This window comes from Pseudomonas sp. DR 5-09, assembly GCF_001655595.1.
Classification (GTDB): Bacteria; Pseudomonadota; Gammaproteobacteria; order Pseudomonadales; family Pseudomonadaceae; genus Aquipseudomonas; species Aquipseudomonas pharyngis.
In genome coordinates this window covers 744,673-766,551 of sequence record NZ_CP011566.1, presented here as the reverse complement: position 1 = coordinate 766,551, position 21,879 = coordinate 744,673, and the positions used below count along the sequence as shown (strand labels likewise).

Below are 21,879 nucleotides of genomic sequence, written 5' to 3'. Positions count from 1 at the left end.
GTTCTAGCGTAGGCCTTATTGCGTGGATCGAACGATTGATTGCGCTTCGCAGTCCACACTTTGAACCCCATCTTCTGGAGAGCGTTCCATGTCTGACCGCTATATCGACTTCGCCAACTCGCCTATCGGCCACCGTCTGGTCGGGGCCCTGGGCCTGCCGTCGCCGGTGCGGCTGGAACGCTGGCAGGCCGGGCGCCTGCGGCCGGTGGACGGTGCGCTGCTGATCGGCGGTGGTCCGCTGGCCGAGCAGGTCAGCGCCTTTGCCAACCGGTTGACCGATGCCATTTATCGCTACGGCGATCAGCCGGCCAGCGCCATCCAATGGATTCCCGGCCATGGCCCGAAACTCAAGGCCGTGGTGTTCGACGCCAGCGATTTGCAGCACACCGACCAGCTCAAGCAGCTGCGCGAGTTCTTCCAGCCTTTGATGAAGAACCTCGACAGCAGCGCGCACCTGGTGATTCTCGGCCGCGCCCCGGAAACCCTGCGTGAACCGTTTGCCGCCAGCGCACAGCGAGCGCTTGAAGGCTTCTCGCGCTCGCTGGCCAAGGAACTGCGCAGCGGCGGCACGCTGCAACTGATCTACGTGGGCGAAGGCGCCGAGGATCAGCTCGAAGGGCCGCTGCGGTTTTTCCTTTCGCCGAAAAGTGCATTCGTCTCCGGGCAGGTGATCCGGCTGACGGCCTGCGCCACTCAGGTCACCGACTGGACGCGCCCGTTGACCGGGCGCAAGGCGCTGGTCACCGGCGCGGCGCGCGGCATCGGCGCCTCAATCGCCGAAACCCTGGCCCGTGACGGCGCCGAAGTGATCCTGCTCGACGTGCCGCCCGCGAAAACCGATCTGGAAGCCCTCGCCGCGCGCCTCGGCGGGCGCGCCATCACCCTCGACATCTGCGCCGAAGATGCTGCCGCGCAACTGATCGAACAACTGCCGGACGGCCTCGACATTCTGGTGCACAACGCCGGCATCACCCGTGACAAGACCCTGGCCAACATGACGCCGGAATTCTGGGACGCGGTGTTGGCGGTCAACCTCAACGCACCGCAAGTGCTGACCAAAGCCCTGCTCGACAGCGGCACGTTGCGCGATAACGCGCGGGTGATTCTGCTGGCGTCGATCAGCGGCATCGCCGGCAATCGCGGGCAGACCAACTACGCGGCAAGCAAGGCCGGGCTGATCGGACTGGCTCAAGCCTGGGCGCCGACGTTGCTGGAACGCGGCATCAGCATCAACGCCGTGGCACCGGGGTTCATCGAGACCCAGATGACTGCGCACATCCCGTTCGGCCTGCGCGAGGCCGGGCGGCGCATGAGTTCGCTGGGCCAGGGCGGCCTGCCGCAAGACGTCGCCGAAGCCGTGGCCTGGCTGGCACAACCGGGCACCGGCGCGTTCACCGGGCAAGCGCTGCGGGTGTGCGGCCAAAGCGTTCTGGGGGCCTGAGCATGAGCATCGAATGGCAAACGCTGCACTACGAGCCGAGCCTGCCGGGGCTGTATGCCCGGGCGGCGACCCGACGCAAAATCACCGGCACCACCCTGCCCGCCAGCGGCTTGCGTTGCGCCGTCGAGGTCGATGGCAAACGTCTGGCGGCCTATCGCAAGGTCTGCGGTTTCACCGATGACGGTCTGCTGCCGCCGACCTATCCGCATATCCTGGCGTTCGCCCTGCAGATGCAATTGCTGACGGCCAAAGACTTTCCGTTCCCGCTGCTGGGGCTGATTCATCTGAGCAATCGCATCCGCGTATTGCGGCCGATGGGCGGGATCAGTCGTGCGCAAGTCAGTGTCCGGGTGCATAACCTGCAACCCCATCCCAAAGGCGCGACCTTCGATCTGCTGACCACCCTCGACGATCAACTCGGCCCGTTGTGGGAAGCCGAAAGCCAAATGCTCTGTCGCGGCGTGAAGCTTGAAGGCGAACCGGTCGAACAGGCCTGGGAGCCGGCGCTGCCGCTGATGCAAGTGGCGCAATGGAAGGCGCCGGCGGACATCGGCCGGCAGTACGCGAAAGTCTCCGGCGACTACAACCCGATCCACCTGAGCGCCGCCAGTGCCAAGCTGTTCGGTTTCCCCACAGCCATCGCCCACGGGTTATGGAACAAGGCCCGCACGCTGGCGGCGCTGGCAGATCATCTGCCCAAGGCCAACCTTGAGGTCACCGTGCACTTTCGCAAACCGGTGCGCCTGCCGAGCGAGGTGAGTCTGTTCGCCAGCGCGGCCGGTTCCAGCGGTGAGTTGCGCCTGATCGGCGCCGGGGATCTGGAGCACATGGTGGGCAACTGGCAGCCGGTAGCCTGACATCGAGGCCGGGAAAACCTGCTCAATTGTGTATATATCACTTAAGTTTTCCCACGCCGCACAAACCTCCCTCGCCGAAACCCAGCCTTGATTTTCAAGGCTTTTTTTTGCGCGCCTATATCCTCGGTATTAGTCGTTAGGCGGCACTCGCATCCCCCTGCATAAAGGCGTTAATACCAACTTGAGAATGGCGTGGATCCGGCCTTGCGATTGATATGAGCACAACGGACGAAGGCACTGCCGGCAACAGAATCGGCGGGCCATCGAAAACAACAAACGTTGTGACAGGTGCAAGGAATAACGCTCATGAAAACTCAGATGAAAGCTCAGGCGGCATGGTGCAAATCGGCAACGGCACTGGCCCTCATTCTCTCCCTCGGTCTGGCCGGTTGCAGCAGTGGCGGCGGCGGTCATCACAGCAGTTCCGGCAGTTCTTCCCCCGACAGCTCGACTGCAGGTACTGGCGGCACCGGTGGCACGGGTGGAACCGGAGACACCGCGGGCACTGGCGGTACCGGTGGCACTGGCGGAACGGGAGGGACAACGGATCCGACCAATCCGACCAATCCGACCAATCCCACCAATCCCACCAATCCGACGGACCCGACGAACCCGACCAATCCCACGACCCCTTCGCTGGTGACGACCACCCTGGTGCAGGACGTCGGTAATACCGTCAGCGGCGTCGGCGATGGCGTCGGCCAGGTAGGTGACTCCCTGAGCGGCGTGCCTGTCGTTGGCGGCGTGGTGCAAAGCGCCGCCAAAACCGCCGGCAACGTTGTGACCACGCTGGGTGACGGCGTAGCCAACGGCATCGGCAAACTGGCGACCACCGACAATGGTCTGGGCGTCACCGCTTCGGCGGTCGGCGGCGTGGTGCAGGATGTGGGCAACGGCGTGTCCGACCTGAGCGGCAAACTGGCGACTGCCACGGGCAGCGTTCCCGTGGTCGGCGGTGTGGTAACCAAGGTCGCCCCAGTGCTAAACGGGGTCGGCGAAAAGGTCACCATGCTCGGCGACACCCTCAGCACCGCCACCACCACCGGCCCGCTCGGCTCGGTGACCAAAGAAGTCGGCAGCAAACTGGTGCCGGTGATTGCCATGGTCGAAAGCACCACGGACAAACTCGGTACGGCTACAGGACTGGGCGCGCCGTTGAACGGTTTGGTCCAGAAGGTCGGCAGCACGGTGGACGGCGTGGGTGACAAGGTCACTGTCGCCGGCAACGGCAACGCTCTGACCAACACCGTCGGCGGCGCCCTGAGCAATGTCGGCACTGCCGTCGGCAAGGCCGGTGGGCTGGTGGACAACGGCACCGGTTCGGGAACAGGCGTCGGTGGCGGTCTGGGCAGCAATGGCTTGCTGCAAACCGTCGGCGGCGCCGTGGTCAACGTCGGCGCCGGCTTGAGCAGCGGCAATGGCACTCTCGCCGCACCCGGTGGCGTGCTGGCGGCGGCCGGCAACACCGTGGCCTCGCTCAACACCGTGCTCGGCGGTTCGGGCTCGCCGATCACCAGCCCGACCACTCCCCTGGCAACCCTGGGCAACAACGTGGGTGCCGGACTTGCGCCAGTCACCACGGCGGTCACCAGCCTGACCCAGAATGTCGGCGCCGCCACCGGGCTCGGCACTCCGGTCGCCGGTCTCACCGGTCAGGTCGGCGGTGCCGTCGGCAATCTCGGCAACACGATTGCCAGCACCAACAGCAACCCTGTAGTGACGGCGGTCGGCAACACCGTCACCACGGTGGGCAATACGGTCACTGCGGTCGGCGGACTGGTCAACGGTGGCACCGCCACCGGGACTGGCGGCGGACTGGGTGGCGTCCTCGGCGGTCTTACCGGCGCCCTGGGCGGCAACAAACGCTGAATTGCACCTGGCCGATTCGACGGCCGAACCTACAGCGCCTACGCTTGGTTGAGGGCGGAAGATTCCCACGAGTCTTCCGCTTTTTTCTTAGGAGAAAACCCGCCCGGTGCTGGGGTTTGAACATGGAGTGTCCTATGCGCGTTATGGCATCCCTGCTGTTTCTCAGTCTCAGTTGCACAACCCTCGCCGACACCCTGCCCAGCTTTCTCAACAGCAACGAAACCATTCGCAACCTGCCGGTGCCGAACCTGCCCGCCGACGCCTATCGGCCGAACGCCGCGCCACTGCAAGTACCGGATCCCGGCGCCACGGCCGCCCAGCCGCTGCTGATGAGTACAAAGATCAACCTCAGGACCGTGCAGATCGAAGGCGGCACGCTCTACCCGTTGAACGAACTGGCAGAAATCTACAAGCCCCTGATCGGTCGCGAGAGCAGCCTTGCAGACCTGATCGAAGCCACCCGCAACATCACCCGTCGCTACCAGCAGGACGGTTATTTGCTGTCCTACGCCTTCCTGCCACAACAGAACTTCGACGACGGCGTGGCGCGCGTCGTGCTGGTGGAAGGCTACGTGCGGGACGTGCAGATCGCGGGCGACGTCGGGCGGGTCAAAGCCCTGCTCGAACGACTGGCGGCCAAGCTTCAGGCTGAGCGCCCTCTCACACGCAAGACGTTCGAGCGCTACACCACACTGATGACCCGCATTCCCGGCGTGACGATCCAGGCCCAGGTGCCGCCACCCGGCACCACCGATGGTGCAACCACGCTGGTGGCCCAGGCCAGCCGCAAACCGTTCACCAGCACCCTGAGCACCACCGAAGACAACCGCAACGGCACTCAGGCCCTGCTCGGTATCAGCAGCAATTCACAAACCTCGATGGGCGAACAGCTGAGCCTCAGCGGCCTGTTTCCACCGGGAGATGATCACGAGCGTTACTACCGGCTGGACTACAACCAATTCATCAACGACGAAGGTGCGCAACTGAGCCTGTCGGCCTCACGCTACCGGGCCGATCCCGGCACCAACGTAGTGCTGAACAACGGTCTGGAACTCAAGCCGCACCGTGAAAACGACCGTTACTCGCTCGGTTTCACCCTGCCGCTGATTGCCGCCTCGGATGAACTGCTGACCGCCGGATCGCGCCTGTACGCCGTCAACGACAAGACCCGCTACAACGTGATCGGCTACCCGCTGAGCGCCGAAGAACGCACCGACATCCGCGCCCTCGCCTTCGAAAGCGACTGGCGCAAGGCCGATGCCCGGCAACTGCGCATTCTCAGCGGCGGCGTGTACCAGGGCTTCGACAGCCTGGGCGCGCACACCAACAACAGCGCCATCGACCTCGATTTTTTCCGGGTGCGTCTGTCGGGGGTGCAGAGCGACAAGTTCTTTGATAACTGGCAAGGCGTACTGTCAGCCGCGTTGTACTGGAGCGACGACACCCTGCCCGACAGCGAGCGCGCGGTGTTCGGCGGGCAGAATTTCGGCCGTGGTTATCCCGATGATCAGGCGTCCGGCGACAAGGGCTGGGGCGTGGCTTACGAAATCAACTACAGCTTCAACCGCGACGGCAATTGGGTGCGCATCCTGCAACCGTACTTCGTGCTCGATCGCTCGCGCAGCTGGTTCAATGAATTGCCGGTACAGGCCAACAACCTGTCATCGGCGGCGGTCGGCCTGAGATTCGGCGATGCGAAGTACTACAACATCGCCCTGGAAGCCGCCAAGGCGATGTCGGATGAAGCGCTGGATACGTTCAACCGCCGGCCGCGTTACAGCATCAGTTTCAGTTATCAGCTATAGACCGCCGTCGCAGGCAACGCCGGTTGCCTGCGACGAGCTAGTTATTCGTTTCGATCTTGCCCCCGGCATCCGGGTCGTAGAAATCGGGGATTTCATATCTGTACTTCTTCAACCAGCGCTGCATCGCCAGCTCACGCTCGGTGGCCGTGGCCGCCTGCGGATCGGGGGACGCGGCCTTGTTGCGGCTTTGCAGCAACAGCCAGCCTTCGGTTTCCTGCTGCTGGGCCGAGGCCGGGCCGGCGTCGATGGCCAGCGCGCCGAGCGGCAGACTCAACAGGCTCAGGCAACACAGGGTCTTGAACGTGTTCATGGCATCTCCTTGAGGCTCACTTGATCGCCGGTTGCGCATCAATCGCCACCGCGACCTGATTGCCAGCGACGGGTCTGGCTCTGACCGGCGACTTGAGTTTCTCCGCACGCGCCTGGGCATCGCTGAACTGCTCCGGGGTCAGGTGCGCGCGGCTGACCACTTCGGCGGCTTGCTGCCAGTTGTTCTGGTAGAGCAGCAGGGTCACCAGATTCAGCGTCGCCAACTGATTGTTCTGCTTCAGCTCGATGGCGGTCAGGAACTCGAAACGAGCGTCCTCGAGCCGCAGCTGATTGAGGTACACCACGCCCAGATCATTGCGGATGTTTTCATTGGTCGGCGCCAGCCGCGCCGCCCGTTGCAGGTGGGCCTGCGCCTGGCCGTTGTCACCACGGGCGGCGTACAACTGGCCCAGGCCATGTTCGGCGTCGGCGTTCAGGCATGTGCCCAGCAGACTGCGATACAACGGCTCCGCTTCACTGCGTCCCAGCAGGCGATAGACCTTGGCCTTGCGCAGCCGCACCTCGACGAGGTTGTCGGGCAGACCCTGCAGATTGGCCAGGCTGGCGTGCAGCTTGCCGTCGTTGACCAGATCATCGGCGAGGTTCAGCGACAGCTCCTGTTCGGAGCTCAACTTGCTGCAGCTGGCCGGCGCCAGCATCGTCGTCCACGGTGCCTGACCGTCGGTTGCGCAACCGCCGAGCAGCAACAGGCTAGCCATGACCATCAGTGCTTTCATCAATCGCTCTCCATCGCCATTGTCATTGTCAGGACGCAAACGCCCGGGTGATTGCGGTAAAACCGGGGCCCGCCAAAACGATCAGCAAGGCCGGAAAAAGCAGCAGCATCATGACCACCGACATCTTTGCCGACATCTTCGAGATGTACTCCTGCAAGCGTGTCAGGCGTCGGTCATCCAGCAATTGCTTGAGCGTCAGCAACGATTTCATCGCGCCGCCGCCCTGTTGAATCAGTTGTTGCAGGATCACGCAGGTGTCGGTGAACTCATCCACCGCCAGCATCGCGGCCGCCTTGTTCAACTCTTGTCCGAGTTCCAGGCCCGAGTCGACACGGGCCAGGATCAGACGCAGTTCGCCGGTCAGTTCCGGCAGCAGTTTTTGCCCCTCGCTGCTGAGTACACGCAGGGCCTGCTCGACGGCCATGCCGGACTCGAACAGGATCCGCAGCAGCGGAATGAACGTCGACACTTCCACCGCAATGATTTTCTGCCGACGGGCAGCGGCATACGCCAGCAGGCGTTTGGGCAGCAGATAGCCGACGCCGGTGGCGATCATCGGCACCAGCCAGCCGTTGGGTGCGAGGGGGAAAAACACCTCTTTCAGAAACACGCCCAGCCCCAGCGTCAGCAGCGGCGTGCCGATCTGGCAGGCGGCAAACAGCGAGCGCTCGCTGGCCCGGCGCCAGCCGAGCCGGCTGAGCAGGGTCTGGGTTTCACTGTCGATGCTCACCGAGCGCTGGCCGAACCGGCTGCTGCCCAGTGCCCGCAGCCAGTTGCCGAAACGGTTCTCGCGCACCAGGTGGCCCTGCAGACGCTGGTTGACCTGACGCACTCGACGCCGCTCGGTCAGCAGGTGGTTGCCGACCAGCAACAACGCCCCGAGCAACAGCATGAGACTGGCCAGCATCAGCATGTCAGACACTCCTCAACATGCGCCACAGCGCCAGGCAACCGGAGACCTGCAACACCACCGCGACAATCAGCATGGTCCGACCGCCGGAGTCGTTCCACATGCCGAGCATGTAGCCGGGATTGGTCAGCATGAAGTAACTGACGAGAATCACCGGCAGCGATCCGAGTACCCACGCGGTCATCCGGGTTTCGCCGGTCAGCGCGCGCAGTTGCCGGGCACCCTGGTCACGTTCGCGAATCAGTTTGATCAGGTTCTCCAGCAACTCGCTGGCGTTGCCGCCGTAGCGGTGGTTGACCTTCAGGCCCAGGGCGAACATGCGCAGTTCGTCCTGCTCGTAGAGCTCGGCGAAATCGCTGACCGCGTCCGGCAGATTCACCCCCAGCTGCACGTTGCGCTGCACTCGGCCCATCGCGGCTTTCAACGGGTCCTCACTGGTTTCGATGCCGCCCATCACTGCATCGCTCAGCGTCCGGCCAGACTTGAGGCTGCGCACGGTGTGGTCGAGCAACTGCGGTAACTGTTCGATCATCCGATTGAGCCGGCGTCGATACAGCCAGGCGATGTACAAGCGCAAAATCAGCGGCGGCGCCAGTATCAGCAGCAACAGGCCAATCCAGTCGGCCAGCAGATAACCCAGCATCATGCCCACGACCCACAACGACAGCCAAAGCCCGAATCGCTCGCTCGGCCGGCCAAGGCCTGCCCGCAGGAACATCCGCTCCAGACCGGTCCACGAGTTTTTTTCGGCCGTTGCTTGCGGTTGTCCGACGGCGAGGCGAGAGAGCACCCGTTCGTTGGCAGTCTTGCGCACGCCCTGCAGGAACAGGCGAATCGACAACCCCAGCAGCAACAGGCAAAGGACAATCAGGATCACCGGTCCGATCATGACGAAGGCTCCATGCGTTCAGCCCAGACTCGACTCGCGCCGCAACTTGTCGCCGGCCGGATTGACCGCCTCGCGCAGGAAGCCGAACCCGGTGCGTCGATCCAGACGAAACAGGGTGTTGGTGACATACACGTCTTCGCGCACGCCGACCACTTCCACCACTTCACTGACACAGCGCCGGCCGTCAGGCATGCGAGTCAACTGAATGATCACGTCGAGCGCCGCACAGATCATCTGCCGCAGGGTGCGTTCGGCCACCGTGCGCCCGGTCAGGCCGACCAGGGTTTCCAGGCGCAGCAACGCATCCTGGGCATTGTTGGCGTGGACCGTGCTCATCGAACCGTCGTGACCGGTGTTCATCGCTGTCAGCACGTCGAGCACTTCAACGCCACGGATCTCGCCGAGAATGATCCGGTCCGGACGCATCCGCAGAGCGTTGCGGATCAAGTCGCTGGCCTTGACCTCGCCATGGCCCTCGGCATTCGGCGGGCGGGTTTCCAGACGCACCACGTGGGGATGGCCGAGTTGCAGTTCGGCAACGTCTTCGATGGTTACCAGTCGTTCGTGGGGGTTGATCAATTGGCTGAGAATGTTCAGCAGCGTGGTCTTGCCGGTGCCCGTGCCGCCGCTGATCAGGATATTGCAGCGCTTGCCCACGGCCTCCTGGAAACACTCGAAAATCGGCAGGTCGATGGTCTGCATCGCAATCAGGTCGCTGCTCTTGAGCATGTCCTTGCGGAATTTTCGAATCGACAGGCACGGGCCGTCGAGGGCGATCGGCGGGATGATCGCGTTGACGCGGCTGCCGTCGGGCAGGCGCGCATCGACCATCGGCGAAGACTCGTCCAGCCGCCGACCGAGCGGCGCAAGAATGCGCTGCATGACCCGTTCGACGTGGTGCGCATCGATAAAGCGCAGGTCACTCTGATGCAGTACCCCGTCACGCTCGACGAACACCCGATGCGGGCCGTTGACCAGGATTTCGGTGACGGCGGTGTCGCGCAGCAAGACTTCCAGCGGACCGAAGCCGGTCAGCTCATCGACGATTTCTTCCCCCAGCCGCTCCATCTCGTAACGGGAAATCGCCAGGTGCAGACGGGCGATGTATTCGGCGACCTTGTCGGTGACAAATTGCGCCAGCAACTGCCGCGAGCCTTCCAGCAGGTTTTTCCCGGACTCCTCGATGGCATCGATGATGTAGCGATGCAGCACCAGTTTCAGGCCTTCGTGGTCGGTGTTGCCCGACTGGCCCCGCGCCGGTGCACCGAAAAGTTTTTCCGGGCTCATGAGGTGCCTCGCAACCGGTCGAACCAGGTGACCTTGGGTTTGGCCAGACCTTCGGAGCGCTTGGCCAGCCGTTCGCCGAGCACCCGCAGGCTCTGGGTGAGTTTTTCCCGGGGCGCCAGTTCAAACAGGCTGACGCCCTGGTTCTTGGCGTTCATGCGCAATTCTGGACTCAAAGTCAGCACCGCGATCACTTCCAGGTTGAAAGTCTTGCCGAGGGTGTCCGCATCCGGCGCGACGTTGCTCAGATAGCGGTCGACCAACAGCCGTCCGTGATCGAGCTTCATGCCTTTTTCCCGCCACAGATTGAACACCGCCAGATTGCGCCGGCAATCGAGCACGCTCTGGTCGGTGTACCAGATCAGCTTGTCGCAATGGCTGACAAAGGTCCGCAGGGCTTCGCTGTCAGGCTGGCCGGTGAGGTTCACGACGATGTGCTGGAAGTGCTGGCGCAAGGCGCTGAGCAACATGAACAGCTCGGCGGCGCTGGTGCTTTCCAGTGGTTCGTCATTGTCGGCGTACGCCAGAATCCGCAGCCCCGCTTCGGCGCTGGTGAACGCGCTGTCGATCAACGTGGCGTCGAGCCTGCGCAGGTGGCGCAAGGCATCGCCGAAGTGGAACGAACTTTCCAGCCCCAGCAACGCCAGACTGTCGCCACGTGGCAGCCCGAGGTCCAGCAGCAGCGTCTGCTGCCCGCTCTTTTGCACCACTAGTGCCATATGGTTGGCCAGCAGCGCGCCGTCGGAACTGCTCTGTACGCCGTACAACACCGTCAGGCCACCCAGTTGCGCGTTGTGGGTCACCGGCGGCAGGCGTTTGCTCAAGCGCCGCACCAGCCCGGCCACTTCGCTGGAACGCGAACCATAGGCGACGAAATCCCGTGCCCCGGCGCGCATCGCATTGAGTACAAGCTGGTTGTCCATGCCGTCGCCAAGGGCAACGATCGCCAGCATCGGCTTGGCCTCCAGCGCGCCTTCGATCAGCGCGCTCTGGGCCACCACGTGTTCCCGGTCGAGGCCGACGAACACCAGGCTGGCGAAGGTGACGTCCACCAGCGCGAGCAATTCGTCGAGGCTGCCGCCACCGGCACTGACCACCTGGCCCAACGGCGCAAGCGCGCTTTGCAGCCACTCCAGATCGGTGTTGTTGCGGGTGATGGCGAGGAAGGTCTGACTCAGGCTCTGGCTCATTGGGACAACCCGCTGCGCTTGTCGAAGTTACCGTTTTCCAGGAAGAACATGCGGTAGAAATTCGGGTCGTAGTTGCGCAGTTTTTCACCCGGCAACGACGGCAGTTGTGCCTCCGCCGAGAGCGGACGCACCAGGTGCGGGGTGACGATCATCAGCAGCTCACGCTCTTCGCGCTTGATCTGCGAGCTTTTGAAAAAGGCCCCGAGCACCGGGATATCGCCCAGCCCCGGAAACTTGTCGACCTGGGAAGTGTTGCTGGTGCTTATCAGACCGCTGATGACAAAACTCTCGCCATCGGCGAGGGAAATGCTGGTGTCGGTGCGGCGGATGGTCAGGGCCGGCACGGTGGTGCCGGCGATGTTCACCGCGTTGCTGAAATCCAGTTCGCTGACTTCCGGCGCCACTTTCAAGGCGATGCGATCGTGGCTGATGATGGTGGGCGTCAGGGTCAGGCGGATGCCGAATTCCTTGTATTCGATCGACACGTTATCGCTGCCGGAGCTGGGCACCGGAACCGGAATCTGCCCGCCTGCGAGGAAACTCGCACTCTGCCCGTTGAGAGCCACCAGGCTTGGCCGCGCCAGGGTATAGGCGAAGCCGCTGCCCTCGAGGGCATTGATGATCGCCATGGTCTTGCCGCCGATCCACGAGAAGTTGAACAGCGAGTTGTCCACCGGCAATCGCGGTTGCGGGACACCGTCGATGGGCGGCAAGGTCCCGGGTGAGCCAAAGAGGAAATTGCCGCGGGTGCCGATCAGCGAAGCGGAGGCCTGTTTGAGTTTGGTGCGGCTGACTTCGACAAAACGAATGTCGGTCTGCACCTGCGAGGGCAACAGCGCATCATCCGATGGCAGCGCACCGGTGTTGGTGAGGCCAGAGGTGGCGGCGCCCTTGACGAACACCATGCTCTGGCGGGGCTCGCTGGAGCAGCCGGTCCAGACCATCAGACTGGTAGCGCCCGGCGCCACGGCGGTAAGCAGAAACGATGAGTTGCCATTGGCATGCACGTCGGCGATTTTCGGATCGCCGATGGCCAGGCGCGTGATCGCCACCGGTGATTGCATGTCCTGTTGCCAGCCTTCGTTGATTTCGATCACTGGCGGTAAGCGCCCGAGGGCCGCGCAGTTGCCGCTGGCCGCCTGCGCGGCATTGATTGACAGTCCCATCAGCAGCAAGGCCCGGAGCACGGGATTGAAGGTCGGCCAGGAACGACTCTGCATGCACTTGGATCCTTGCTCAGTCATGGGTTTTGTGGGTTGGTCTGATTGCCGCGAATCACTTCCACCGCGGGCCGTATCGCACCGCTGTGGTCGCTGCCGGGCGCGGTTTTCGGCGCGGTCCCCAGCGCCAACTGAGTGAACTGGAAGAGTTGGCTGTTGGCGGCGACCAGTTTGTCCGGCGCCTGACGTTCGCCGGCCCAATACCTGGCCAGGCGCTGTTCTTCGCTGCTGCGCACGGCCAGGCGCAACGTCCCGACCTGGGTGGCGAGCATCATTCGACTCAACAATTGCTCAGGCACCGCCAGCACCACGGTGCGCGCGGTGAGCCGGCGCTGGTCCTGTTTGATCTTGTCGTCGGCACTCATTGCAGGAGCGGACGGCTGGCCGTCGTTGGTCAGGCCGTATTGTTCGCCGACGCCGAGCACACGCATGGCCGGCACCACAATCTGTGCCGACTGCTGCGGGTTACTGGCGTCCTGGCGCAGGTACAACAGCACGTCGACGAAATCCCCGGGAATCAACTGCCCGGCCGCGCCGATCACTTCATCGACCGACACCGCGAGCGCGCGCTCGTCACTGTGGATCATGCGCGCCAGTGTGCCGCCGGCCTCGAAGCTTTCTTCGTTGAGCCAGGTGCCGGCGCTCAGGTGTCGCCACGGTGTGCGGCCCACGGCCTGTTCGAGGGTACCGAGACTGCCGGGGGGGGCGCTGAGCAGTTTTTCAACGGCCAGATCGGCGGCAGTGAGGGGGGTGAAGGGCGGGACGTCACGCACCAGGACCACGACCGGCTGGCGGGTCTGGTCTTCGGCGGCAGCGACGGTTTTTTCGACGGTGACCACCGCAGGCGCGGGAGCCTCGGCAACCGGAGCGGGCTGCCGGCTGAGCACCAGGCCCCAATATCCGACAACGATGGCCCCCAGTAAAAGCACCGTTGCAAGGCCCATGGTCACACGACTGTTCATGACGGCTCTCCCTTTCCTGCTGCACTACCAGCCCGCACTTCCTACCAAGGGACATCGCAATCAGGCAGCTATGAACATCCAACTATTTCGCTATTTCCACGCTAGCTGAAACAAGACAAAACGCCATTACTGACAGACAAATAACCCACGAAAGTATGGGTGTTGGCCCAATCAGCAGTCGAAATTCCGGGCGTGACGAAGCGACTAATCCTTTATGACTAATCCGTTCTTACAGTTGTTGGGTGGGGCTTTGTTGACAATGCTCAAATGGCACGGCGAACGCTTTGCCGCTGCTGTGACATCGGCGCCAGGTGCGCAAAGGAGTGGGCATATGTTTCGAATGATCGTTGATTATTTAATGGCCAGAGCTTTGCTGCTCTACAAACATGAGGACGGGGCTTCGGCAATTGAATACGCCATCGTCGTGGCCATGGTCGCCGTGGTGGTGGTCGTTTTCGTCACTCCGCTGGGTGATCGTATGCTGGCGATCTTCAACAACGTTCTGGTGTCACTGGGCGGCACGACGCAAACCCGGCCAACGCCATAATCCACAGCACGGTTGCGCCAGCACCTTGCTGATGTCGGGCTACACTCGATCTACCATTCAGCTTTCAGGTACTGCCCATGAACGTGTCTTCTTCCCCACGCCAACAGTTGCTTCTGGTTGACGACGAAGAGGACGCGTTGCTGGAGCTGGCGGAGTTGCTGGAAGGCGAAGGCTTCGTCTGTCATACCGCCACCTCGGTCAAACTCGCCCTGCATCACCTGACCCGCCATCCCGATATCGCTCTGGTAATCACCGATCTGCGCATGCCGGAGGAAAGCGGCATGTCGCTGATCAAGCGTCTGCGCGAACACACCTCGCGCCAGCATCTGCCGGTGATCGTGACGTCGGGGCATGCAGACATGGAGGACGTTAGCGACATGCTGCGGTTGCAGGTGCTGGACCTGTTCCGCAAGCCGATCTATCACGTGCGGCTGCTGGAGACCCTGGACAATCTGTTTCCCAAGCCGAAAGTGAGTGCCGGGTAAATGGGTTACCCGGCAGTCTGTCTCAGTGTGCGGTTACCCGCTGGCGCAAACCGGAATTGCCCGGCGATAACGCCAGCGCCAACTGCGTGCGGTTGTGCATGTGGGTCAGGCGTAGCACCTGAGAAACGTAAAGCTTCACCGTGTTTTCGGTGATGCCCAGCTCACAGGCAATCTGATAGTTGGTCTGCCCCTTGCCCACCAGGCGCGCCACGTCCAGTTGCCGTGGCGACAGCTGATTGAAGATCGCCGGGATCTCCAGTTCACCGGCCTCACGGTGCGCCTCATCACTGACGGGCGCCGGCGCGCGACGCACCTTGTCCAGATCCTGATAAAGATCATCGATGGACGACGACAGGTCCTGAAGTTTTTGATTCAGATGGCCCAGTTGCAGGGTTTTCTGCCGCTCCTGCAGCACCGCTTCCTGGCGTTGCAGGCCTTCGAGCAATTCATCCAGATTGACCGGTTTCTGGTAGTAGTCGGCAATCCCGGCGCGCAAGGCCTTGATCACGTCCTGCTTGTCAGCGCGGCCGGTGAGCATGATGGCTTCGAACGCCCGGTGTTTGCCGGCCAGCCGTTGCAGTTCCTGCACCAGTTGAATGCCGTCCATGTCCGGCATGTGCAGATCGCACAGCACCAGGCCGATCGCCGTGTCGTCCGAAAAACGCTCGATCGCCTCTTTGCTGGACTGGCACGGCACACAACGATAGCCGCTGCTCTCGAGAAATTCACAGAGTTCTTCGACGATCAGAGGCTGATCATCGACAACGATGACTTTTACCGCAGATGTAAGCTTGTTCACGTGCCACTCCATGCCCGGGCCAAAAACTGACCATTCCTGTACTGTCAGCCGCTGGCTGTATAACTCGTTACTTTGAAGGTAGACCCACTTTCCGACTATGTACATAAGACTAGTGGCGCTTGGCGACTAATGGATCCAAGGTAGTGCAAGCAAAAATCCGATCAGCACGAACGGCGCAAATGGCAGCTTTTTTGACACGGATGGCGCCATATACCTAAGTCGGTGCCTAAGCCCTTGACTCATATGCAGCCAGACTCTTGGCGCAAGCAGCATCCAGATCAGGCTCGCCGCACCGGCGCCGATAAAAATCCCGAGCAGCGAGACGCCGTCCGTCGCAAGACCAAGAGCTGTCATTAGTTTCACATCACCGGCGCCCATTCGGCCCATGAAATACCCGGGCAACGTGAATGCCAGGGCCACGACACAGGCCCAGCCGCCCTGCCCGGCTTCGGCGCCCATCCAGGTGGTACCGAAAGACAGCAGATAGACCAGCGCCAGCGCGCCAGCGCCCAGCGTCAGTGCGTTGGCAATCCTTCGCTGCCGGGCATCCTGAGCCGCGCACGCTGTCAACCAGATCAGAAGGACAAGGCTTTGCATCCGGTAAAAACCGTCCGTTTTTGCTGAATGATTCTATGCTGATACTACGCAGTGACTGTCAGGGTAGACGCACGGATGAAAACCGGCTCTCGGAAGGCGCAAAAAGGCGCGGTGGCGATTGAGTTCGCCTTGGTGTTCGTGATCTTTTTCGCGGTGTTTTATGGCCTCGTCAGCTACAGCTTGCCGTTCGTGCTGATGCAGACGTTCAACCAGGTCACCGCCGAAGCCATCCGCCGCGCCGTGGCGGTCGATCCCGCGGTTCCCAACTATGCAAGCGTTCTGGTCAGCACCGCCAATGCCGCGTTGACCCAGCAATTGTCGGTGCTGCCGTCGTCGCTGAACGTGGTGGTCGGCACGGACACGACAACGGTCTACGACCCGGCCCAGGGCACGCTCACCGTCAGCGTCAATTACCCGGTGAGCAAGCTCAATCGGGTCATCCCCTTTCTGGTGTTGCCGGGCGTCGGCGCTGTCCCCAGCCTGCCCGCCAACCTGACCGCCATTTCGAGTCTGAAATTTTGACTCCGGGTGACAACCTGCTCGGCCGCCTGCTCAAGCGAAATATGGTCGCCAGCGATTTGCCGGACGTACTCGGGACCCCGCTGACGGGCCTGCACATCCACCTCGACAACGACGGCGGCGTGTTGCAAATGGCCGGCCCGCTGCGCCTGCTGCTGGCGCAACAGACGCCCCGCGACAAACCGGTGCCGTTGCACGACTACCTGCTGGCGCACTGCACGCTGGCGATCGAGGGCCGCCCGCAAGACTGGCAAGGCCAACTGCTGGACCTGGATTTTCCCGGTCTGGGCGACCAGACCTTGCACCTGCGCGGCTGGGTCCAGCCGCTGAGCGATGGCTGGCTGCTGCAACTGATCGACATTGCCGACCTGTTGTCCGAACGCCAGCAAGCGCATCAGCGCGAGGCGTGCCACATGCTCGCCGAGCAGATCAGCAAACAGGTGCGCAGCTGCAGCCTGGGACGGTTGCCGATGCTCGTCAGCGAACAATTGCAGGTGATCGCCCAGCGCTGCCAGATCCCGTGCCTGGCACTCGCCCTGCTCGATGAGCAGGAACAGGGCTGGCAGATCCATCAGCAGTTCCACGCCCATGACGCCCCGGCGCTGTGGCACGACGGCCAGCGTCTGGGCACGCCGCTCGACAGCCTCAATGGCACCGGCCCGCAAAGGCTGGGTGAACATTACGGCCAGTATGAACACTCGCGGGTCCAGGGCCTGTTCGGTAATGCCGAAGGCTTCGCCGTGCCCTACAGCGATGATCGAGGCGTGATGGCGTGGCTGCTCTGCGGTTTTTACGCGGTGGACAAGACCGCGCCGTATCTGGCCGATCGCGACTGGCTGATGCTGGCAGGCGCCCTGGCCGGCCCCCTTCTCGGTCGCCTGCGCGAGCAGCAGCATCAACTGCAACTGGAACGGCTGGAGTCGTTGCAGACAATGCTTGGCACAGGCTGGTGGGAAATCAGCCATAGCGAGCAGATTCAACTGGCCCCGACGCTGGCTGCCATCCTGCAACAGGACAGCTCGACGCTGACGCTCGGGGCCTGGCTGAGCCTGATCCATCCCGCCGATCGCGAAGAAGTCCGCAGCCGCCTGCAAGCCCTGCAGATGCAAGGGGAAATCCTCGACCTGTGCGTGCGCCTGCATCCTCGCGATGGCAACCAGACGCAGGCGTGGTATCGCCTTCAGGGGCAGGTCACCGGCACCGGCGAGCACCGGCGGCTGGTGGGTTTCATGCTCGACATCAGCGACATCAAGAACCAGCAGCAACTGGCCGCTGCCGCCCATGCACGGCTGGACAACCTGATCGCCAGTTCGCCGGCGGTGATTTACGTCCAGCACTACGTCGAAGGCGCCTTGTTGCCGGCGTTTTTCAGCGCCAGCCTGCAACCGCTAATGGGCTGGAGCCTGGAGGACTGTGACGCCAGTGCGCTGGCAGAGCGGATTCATCCGGAAGACCGCGCCCTGTATTTCGAGCGAACCCGGCAACTGCTGCGCGAAGGTTCGGTGCGCGCCCGCTATCGCATGCGCGACAGTCGCGGCGATTACCACTGGCTGCTCGACGAAGCCCGGCTGTTGCGCAACGACCTCGGCCTCCCGGTGGAAGCTGTCGGCTTGTGGCTGGACGTCACCGAAGCAACGCTGGCCGCCGAGCAGGTCAGACAGAGTGAGGAACGCTATCGGATTCTGGTGGAGGACTCGCCGGCGATGATCTGCCGCTACCGCCCGGATCTGATCCTGACGTTCGGCAACCGGCCGCTGGCGACCTATCTGGAATGCGCCCCCGAAGCCCTGGCCGGGGTCGATCTGGGCAGCTGGATGTCCGACGTTCAGCGCGCGGCCTTCGTTGAGCGCCTGGCGCAGTTGACCCCGCAATCTCCCGTCAGCAGCGCCGAAATCAACCTGCAATTACCGGGGCGCGAACATGCGTGGTGGGTGTGGTCGGATCGCGGCGTGTTCGATGAGCACGGCAAACTGATCGAAGTACAGGCGGTGGGCCGTGACAACACTGAAGTGCGCCGCTCTCAACAGCAGCTCACGCAAAGCGCAAAAATGGCCACCCTTGGCGAAATGGCCACCGGCCTGGCCCACGAAATCAATCAGCCGCTGAACGTGATGCGCATGGCCATCGTCAACGTACGGAAGCGCCTGAGCAACGGCGATGCGCAGATCGATTACCTGACCGACAAACTCAATCGCATCGATGCGCAGGTGCAGCGCGCCGCGAAAGTGGTGGACCACATGCGGGTATTCGGTCGCCGCTCCGAGATCGAGCAGCAGCTGTTCAACCCGGCCAGCGCCATCGAAGGCACGCTGTCGCTGCTGGCCGAAGGCATGCGCGGCAAAGGCGTGGATCTGCGCATCAGTGAAACCGCATTCGAGGTTCAGGTGCGCGGGTACGTCGATCAGCTTGAACAGGTGTTGATCAACCTGATGGTCAACGCCCGGGATGCGCTGCTGGGCAAACGCGAGTCCGACTCGACGTTCAAGCCGTGGATTTCGATCTACGCCGAGCGCGACGAGCAACACGTGCGACTGTGGGTCGAAGACAACGGCGGCGGTATCGACCCGCGTCTGCTGGAGCGGATTTTCGAACCGTTCTTCACCACCAAACCGATAGGCGTCGGCACTGGTCTGGGGTTGTCGGTGAGTTACGGGATCATCGAGAACATGGGCGGCCACCTCAGTGTGCGCAACTCGGCGGACGGTGCACGGTTCTGCATCGAACTGCCGATCGCCCCCGACGACTAGATCACCAGATAGGCCTTGCCGGTCTGGCCACAGGTCATGTTGGCGCCTACGTCGACGTCCATCAGATTGATGCCCAGCCCCTTGAGCAAATTGTTCAGCAGCGGATCCAGCAGCGGACTCACCAGATTGGTGATCACCGGTTGCAGGATCGTCGTGACATCACTGATCAGGCTGGCAACGCCTGTGACAATCGCGCCCAGCGGGTTGCTGCCCTGGGGTTTGTAGACGATCAGATTGATCCCGGCGAGGGTGCTTGCCAGACTGTTGACGATGTTGGTTGAGGGCGCGGCAGCAATCACGCTTGGCGGCAGTTTCAGGTTGGGCGGTGTGGCGAACGGATTACCGCTGGAAAACACCAGGTTCTGGGTGTTCTGCGCCACGCTGGTGTTGACCATGATCGCAATGCCGCCAGCGCCGTACGGCACGTGAGTGCTCGGGTCACAGCTGCCGATCCCCAGAATCTTGTGGCAGGTCACCGTGCCCAGATCCACCAGCGGCAACGGTGTGACGGTGGGTTGGGCGGCAGAAGAGAAGGCGTTGGTCGGGTCGATCTTGCCCAGTTTGAGATCGGCAATCGAGGTGGTGGTTCGGGCCGTCAGGCTTTTGGTGCCGGCATTGCCGGTCGGACAACTGTAATCGGTGACATAACTGACGGCACCACCGGCGTCCAGGCTGATGTCGATCTGCGGCGAGGGCAACAGCTTCGGGTCCAGTTGCTCACAACCGGCACCGAGCAGGCAGCCGGCCGAATTCAATGTGGCGACCAGATTAAGGCTCAACAGTGCATTGAGGGTCGGTGTCAGCGTGCCAACCAGTCCGAGTACCGCGTTGGCCAACCCGGTCACCCCGGACAGTACCGGCAGATTCACCGAAAGCAGCGTGCGTATCTGCGCGGTGCGCACATAGATCCGGTTCGGCCCGGTGGGATTGGTCCTGGCCAGCGCCGGATCGCCGATCGCGGAAAACTGCGGCGGCTCGATGATTTTGACCCGCACCGTGACATTCGCCAGCCCCAGCACGCTGATCGGCAGAGTCGCGGCCACCGCACTCTTGCTGTTGGCCAGTTGAATCACGCCCTGGACCAGTTGCAGCAACTGCAGATTGGCATCCAGCCCGGCGGCCGTGGTGCCGGTCTGCAATTGCAGGATGTCGCCGAGCTTGACCGGCGCGGCATTGATCGCCGCCACTTGCAGTTGGCCCAGCGCGGTAATCACTTCAGCGGTGGCGCCGTTGAGCTGGACCGCCGTAATCGCGGCCTGGATCAGTTGCGTCACTGTGGCCTGGGTATTGAGCAACTGGGTGTAATTGCCGGCGGCCACATTGAGGTTGATCGCCAGTTGATTCAGGTAGCCAAGCAGGTTGATGTCAGTGTTGAGCAGGCTTTCCCAGCCCAGGGCCGTCAGGTTGACGTTACCGCCCAGCAGGCCGGAAAACAGTGGATTGAGGATGTTCGATTGCGCGGTGCTGATGCTGGCCAGGTTGCTGCGGATGTTCAATTGAGCGACGGTCGGCTTGGGTTTGGCCGCCACCGCCGAAGCGTATAGCACGGTGTTGAGACTGACGGGTGTGCCACTGAACAACGCCTGCACCCCGCCGGCAAAACTGGTGGTGACGGTACGGTTGGCCGCGACCTTGACCGCCTCTGATTGCGTGGCGTCCACCGTAAAAGTGCGCAGGCCGGTGGCGGCTGTCGCCAACTTTCCGCAATCGATCACAAGAACGTTGGTGGCATTGGCGACAAACCCGTTGCGTGTCGCGCTTTGCCCCGCGTAACTGGCCGCAGTGAGGCCCGGCAGGCAGTTGCCGCCTCGGCTGACGGCTTCGAGGGCGGCGGTGTCCACCAGGCGCTGCAGTTTGCGTTGCTCCATGTACAGGCGACCGGTGTCCACGACCAGCAGCATCAGGACCAGCGCCAGGCTGAGGGTGGCGGCCGCCATCAGGCCGATGGCTCCCCGCTGCCGGGCTGGCCCGCCGCACTGCGAATGACGCGACATGGCGCACTCCTTTGCCGGCGCACGGCCGGGCGCAACCTCCATGGATGGGTAAGAGTGTAGACACGCGCAGGCAACACTGCTGGCAACGCGCCATTTTCACCCGCCCATAAAAAACGGGAGCCATTTGGCTCCCGTACTTTTTTCAACAGACTCAACGCGGCGGATAGTTGGACAGGATCCGCGCCACGGTTTCGCGGATGGCATTGCTGCGATCCGCCGGGTTCGGCGTGCGGCTGAGTATTTGCTCGTCGCTGCCGCGCCACACCAGTTTGCCGTCCTTGCCGTCGAGCAGATCGACCTGAATGGTCGCCACCTTGTAGGTGATGTTGCGGGTTTCGTTGTACATCGGCGCGCCCCAGTAACCGTTCCACGGGCCACCCCAACCGCCGCCGTAGTTGGTGGTCACCTGTTGCTGACGGTCCTCGACGATCAGGTAGGTCTGCACAAACAGATCGCCTCGGGCGCCCGAGGCGGCCGGGCGCAAGCCACGCTGATCCAGTTGATCGGCAACGGCCTGACGGATGCGCTGCTCGGTCAGGTCGCTCTTGATCCTTGGATCATCGGGGCGGTATTGCAGGGCGGGGTCTTTCCAGCTCCAGCTGCGATACGCGGCGAAGTCGCGGCTGGCGTCAAAGTCATGATTAACCTGGTTCGAGGCGCAGGCACTGAGCAGCGCGATAACGACCAGTAAAGCAAGACGGCGGAACATGGTTTTTCT

The 21,879-nt window shown here is 62.7% G+C and carries 20 protein-coding genes; 8 read left to right on the top strand and 12 right to left on the bottom strand.

Features of this window, described 5'->3' with window-relative positions:
* The first annotated feature begins 88 nt into the window (after positions 1-88).
* The 4 genes from PDR5_RS03340 (at position 89) to PDR5_RS03325 (ending at position 5,972) form a co-directional block, all read left to right on the top strand.
* Positions 89-1,441: a 3-oxoacyl-ACP reductase gene (locus PDR5_RS03340; RefSeq protein WP_064593267.1), complete on the top strand. Its 1,353-nt coding sequence runs from the start codon at positions 89-91 to the stop codon at positions 1,439-1,441.
* A gap of 2 nt (positions 1,442-1,443) precedes the next feature.
* Entirely contained in the window at positions 1,444-2,298 is an 855-nt protein-coding gene (locus PDR5_RS03335; RefSeq protein ID WP_064593266.1) for a MaoC family dehydratase, read from the top strand.
* 306 nt (positions 2,299-2,604) lie between these two features.
* Entirely contained in the window at positions 2,605-4,167 is a 1,563-nt protein-coding gene (locus tag PDR5_RS03330; protein WP_064593265.1) for a collagen-like triple helix repeat-containing protein, read from the top strand.
* 134 nt (positions 4,168-4,301) lie between these two features.
* The gene (locus PDR5_RS03325) at positions 4,302-5,972 is read left to right on the top strand and encodes a ShlB/FhaC/HecB family hemolysin secretion/activation protein (RefSeq protein WP_064593264.1); all 1,671 of its coding nucleotides are present in this window, start codon (positions 4,302-4,304) and stop codon (positions 5,970-5,972) included.
* Positions 5,973-6,009: 37 nt separating this feature from the next.
* On the opposite strand, the gene PDR5_RS03320 is transcribed toward PDR5_RS03325, so the two are convergent.
* The 8 genes from PDR5_RS03320 to cpaB are packed head-to-tail and all read right to left on the bottom strand — an operon-like array spanning position 6,010 to position 13,473.
* Entirely contained in the window at positions 6,010-6,282 is a 273-nt protein-coding gene (locus PDR5_RS03320; RefSeq protein WP_064593263.1) for a DUF3613 domain-containing protein, read from the bottom strand.
* A gap of 16 nt (positions 6,283-6,298) precedes the next feature.
* On the bottom strand, positions 6,299-7,018 hold the full coding sequence (locus tag PDR5_RS03315) for a tetratricopeptide repeat protein (protein ID WP_064593262.1): 720 nt from the start codon (positions 7,016-7,018) through the stop codon (positions 6,299-6,301).
* A 28-nt stretch (positions 7,019-7,046) separates the two neighbouring features.
* Positions 7,047-7,931, bottom strand: a complete 885-nt coding sequence (locus tag PDR5_RS03310) for a type II secretion system F family protein (protein ID WP_039772493.1) — start codon at positions 7,929-7,931, stop codon at positions 7,047-7,049.
* Between the two features lies 1 nt (position 7,932).
* Positions 7,933-8,817 carry a type II secretion system F family protein gene (locus tag PDR5_RS03305; RefSeq protein WP_064593261.1) on the bottom strand — a complete coding sequence of 295 codons (885 nt, stop codon included), beginning with the start codon at positions 8,815-8,817 and terminating at the stop codon, positions 7,933-7,935.
* Between the two features lie 18 nt (positions 8,818-8,835).
* On the bottom strand, positions 8,836-10,104 hold the full coding sequence (locus PDR5_RS03300) for a CpaF family protein (protein WP_064593260.1): 1,269 nt from the start codon (positions 10,102-10,104) through the stop codon (positions 8,836-8,838).
* Positions 10,101-11,291 (bottom strand): pilus assembly protein, encoded by a 1,191-nt coding sequence (locus PDR5_RS03295; RefSeq protein ID WP_064593259.1) that lies wholly within the window; start codon positions 11,289-11,291, stop codon positions 10,101-10,103. Before PDR5_RS03295 ends, PDR5_RS03300 begins: the two co-directional genes overlap by 4 nt.
* Complete coding sequence (locus tag PDR5_RS03290; RefSeq protein WP_064593258.1) at positions 11,288-12,511, bottom strand: type II and III secretion system protein family protein; 1,224 nt, start codon at positions 12,509-12,511, stop codon at positions 11,288-11,290. Before PDR5_RS03290 ends, PDR5_RS03295 begins: the two co-directional genes overlap by 4 nt.
* A 20-nt stretch (positions 12,512-12,531) precedes the next feature.
* Positions 12,532-13,473 carry a Flp pilus assembly protein CpaB gene (cpaB, locus tag PDR5_RS03285; protein WP_064593257.1) on the bottom strand — a complete coding sequence of 314 codons (942 nt, stop codon included), beginning with the start codon at positions 13,471-13,473 and terminating at the stop codon, positions 12,532-12,534.
* Between the two features lie 340 nt (positions 13,474-13,813).
* On the opposite strand from cpaB, the gene PDR5_RS03280 reads away from it, so the two are divergent.
* Positions 13,814-14,020, top strand: coding sequence for a Flp family type IVb pilin (locus tag PDR5_RS03280; RefSeq protein WP_039772511.1), 207 nt, complete (start codon positions 13,814-13,816; stop codon positions 14,018-14,020).
* A 77-nt stretch (positions 14,021-14,097) separates the two neighbouring features.
* The gene (locus PDR5_RS03275) at positions 14,098-14,505 is read left to right on the top strand and encodes a response regulator (RefSeq protein ID WP_064593256.1); all 408 of its coding nucleotides are present in this window, start codon (positions 14,098-14,100) and stop codon (positions 14,503-14,505) included.
* 22 nt (positions 14,506-14,527) lie between these two features.
* Here PDR5_RS03275 and PDR5_RS03270 read toward each other — a convergent pair whose 3' ends face one another.
* Positions 14,528-15,304: a response regulator transcription factor gene (locus PDR5_RS03270; protein ID WP_064600659.1), complete on the bottom strand. Its 777-nt coding sequence runs from the start codon at positions 15,302-15,304 to the stop codon at positions 14,528-14,530.
* A 126-nt stretch (positions 15,305-15,430) separates the two neighbouring features.
* Positions 15,431-15,901 (bottom strand): A24 family peptidase, encoded by a 471-nt coding sequence (locus PDR5_RS03265; RefSeq protein ID WP_064593255.1) that lies wholly within the window; start codon positions 15,899-15,901, stop codon positions 15,431-15,433.
* A 75-nt stretch (positions 15,902-15,976) separates the two neighbouring features.
* Between PDR5_RS03265 and PDR5_RS03260 the strand changes: the two genes are divergently transcribed.
* Both PDR5_RS03260 and PDR5_RS03255 read left to right on the top strand, forming a co-directional pair.
* A complete protein-coding gene (locus PDR5_RS03260) occupies positions 15,977-16,423 on the top strand; it encodes a TadE/TadG family type IV pilus assembly protein (protein WP_064593254.1) in 447 nt (148 codons plus the stop codon).
* Entirely contained in the window at positions 16,420-19,167 is a 2,748-nt protein-coding gene (locus PDR5_RS03255; RefSeq protein ID WP_064593253.1) for a PAS domain-containing sensor histidine kinase, read from the top strand. The genes PDR5_RS03260 and PDR5_RS03255 overlap by 4 nt, the downstream gene beginning before the upstream one ends.
* Here the strand turns inward: PDR5_RS03255 and PDR5_RS03250 are convergent.
* The gene (locus tag PDR5_RS03250) at positions 19,164-21,161 is read right to left on the bottom strand and encodes a pilus assembly protein TadG-related protein (RefSeq protein WP_064593252.1); all 1,998 of its coding nucleotides are present in this window, start codon (positions 21,159-21,161) and stop codon (positions 19,164-19,166) included. The genes PDR5_RS03255 and PDR5_RS03250 overlap by 4 nt on opposite strands.
* 151 nt (positions 21,162-21,312) lie before the next feature.
* Positions 21,313-21,870, bottom strand: coding sequence for a DUF4136 domain-containing protein (locus tag PDR5_RS03245; protein ID WP_064593251.1), 558 nt, complete (start codon positions 21,868-21,870; stop codon positions 21,313-21,315).
* Between the last annotated feature and the right edge of the window lie 9 nt (positions 21,871-21,879).

What these genes read in the sequence shown, in the direction of transcription:
- PDR5_RS03340 (WP_064593267.1), top strand. Translation starts at nt 89, where the DNA reads ATGTCTGACCGCTATATCGACTTCGCCAACTCGCCTATCGGCCACCGT.
- PDR5_RS03335 (WP_064593266.1), top strand. Translation starts at nt 1,444, where the DNA reads ATGAGCATCGAATGGCAAACGCTGCACTACGAGCCGAGCCTGCCGGGG.
- PDR5_RS03330 (WP_064593265.1), top strand. Translation starts at nt 2,605, where the DNA reads ATGAAAACTCAGATGAAAGCTCAGGCGGCATGGTGCAAATCGGCAACG.
- PDR5_RS03325 (WP_064593264.1), top strand. Translation starts at nt 4,302, where the DNA reads ATGCGCGTTATGGCATCCCTGCTGTTTCTCAGTCTCAGTTGCACAACC.
- PDR5_RS03320 (WP_064593263.1), bottom strand. Translation starts at nt 6,282, where the DNA reads ATGAACACGTTCAAGACCCTGTGTTGCCTGAGCCTGTTGAGTCTGCCG.
- PDR5_RS03315 (WP_064593262.1), bottom strand. Translation starts at nt 7,018, where the DNA reads ATGAAAGCACTGATGGTCATGGCTAGCCTGTTGCTGCTCGGCGGTTGC.
- PDR5_RS03310 (WP_039772493.1), bottom strand. Translation starts at nt 7,931, where the DNA reads ATGCTGATGCTGGCCAGTCTCATGCTGTTGCTCGGGGCGTTGTTGCTG.
- PDR5_RS03305 (WP_064593261.1), bottom strand. Translation starts at nt 8,817, where the DNA reads ATGATCGGACCGGTGATCCTGATTGTCCTTTGCCTGTTGCTGCTGGGG.
- PDR5_RS03300 (WP_064593260.1), bottom strand. Translation starts at nt 10,104, where the DNA reads ATGAGCCCGGAAAAACTTTTCGGTGCACCGGCGCGGGGCCAGTCGGGC.
- PDR5_RS03295 (WP_064593259.1), bottom strand. Translation starts at nt 11,291, where the DNA reads ATGAGCCAGAGCCTGAGTCAGACCTTCCTCGCCATCACCCGCAACAAC.
- PDR5_RS03290 (WP_064593258.1), bottom strand. Translation starts at nt 12,511, where the DNA reads ATGCAGAGTCGTTCCTGGCCGACCTTCAATCCCGTGCTCCGGGCCTTG.
- cpaB (WP_064593257.1), bottom strand. Translation starts at nt 13,473, where the DNA reads ATGAACAGTCGTGTGACCATGGGCCTTGCAACGGTGCTTTTACTGGGG.
- PDR5_RS03280 (WP_039772511.1), top strand. Translation starts at nt 13,814, where the DNA reads ATGATCGTTGATTATTTAATGGCCAGAGCTTTGCTGCTCTACAAACAT.
- PDR5_RS03275 (WP_064593256.1), top strand. Translation starts at nt 14,098, where the DNA reads ATGAACGTGTCTTCTTCCCCACGCCAACAGTTGCTTCTGGTTGACGAC.
- PDR5_RS03265 (WP_064593255.1), bottom strand. Translation starts at nt 15,901, where the DNA reads ATGCAAAGCCTTGTCCTTCTGATCTGGTTGACAGCGTGCGCGGCTCAG.
- PDR5_RS03260 (WP_064593254.1), top strand. Translation starts at nt 15,977, where the DNA reads ATGAAAACCGGCTCTCGGAAGGCGCAAAAAGGCGCGGTGGCGATTGAG.
- PDR5_RS03250 (WP_064593252.1), bottom strand. Translation starts at nt 21,161, where the DNA reads ATGTCGCGTCATTCGCAGTGCGGCGGGCCAGCCCGGCAGCGGGGAGCC.
- PDR5_RS03245 (WP_064593251.1), bottom strand. Translation starts at nt 21,870, where the DNA reads ATGTTCCGCCGTCTTGCTTTACTGGTCGTTATCGCGCTGCTCAGTGCC.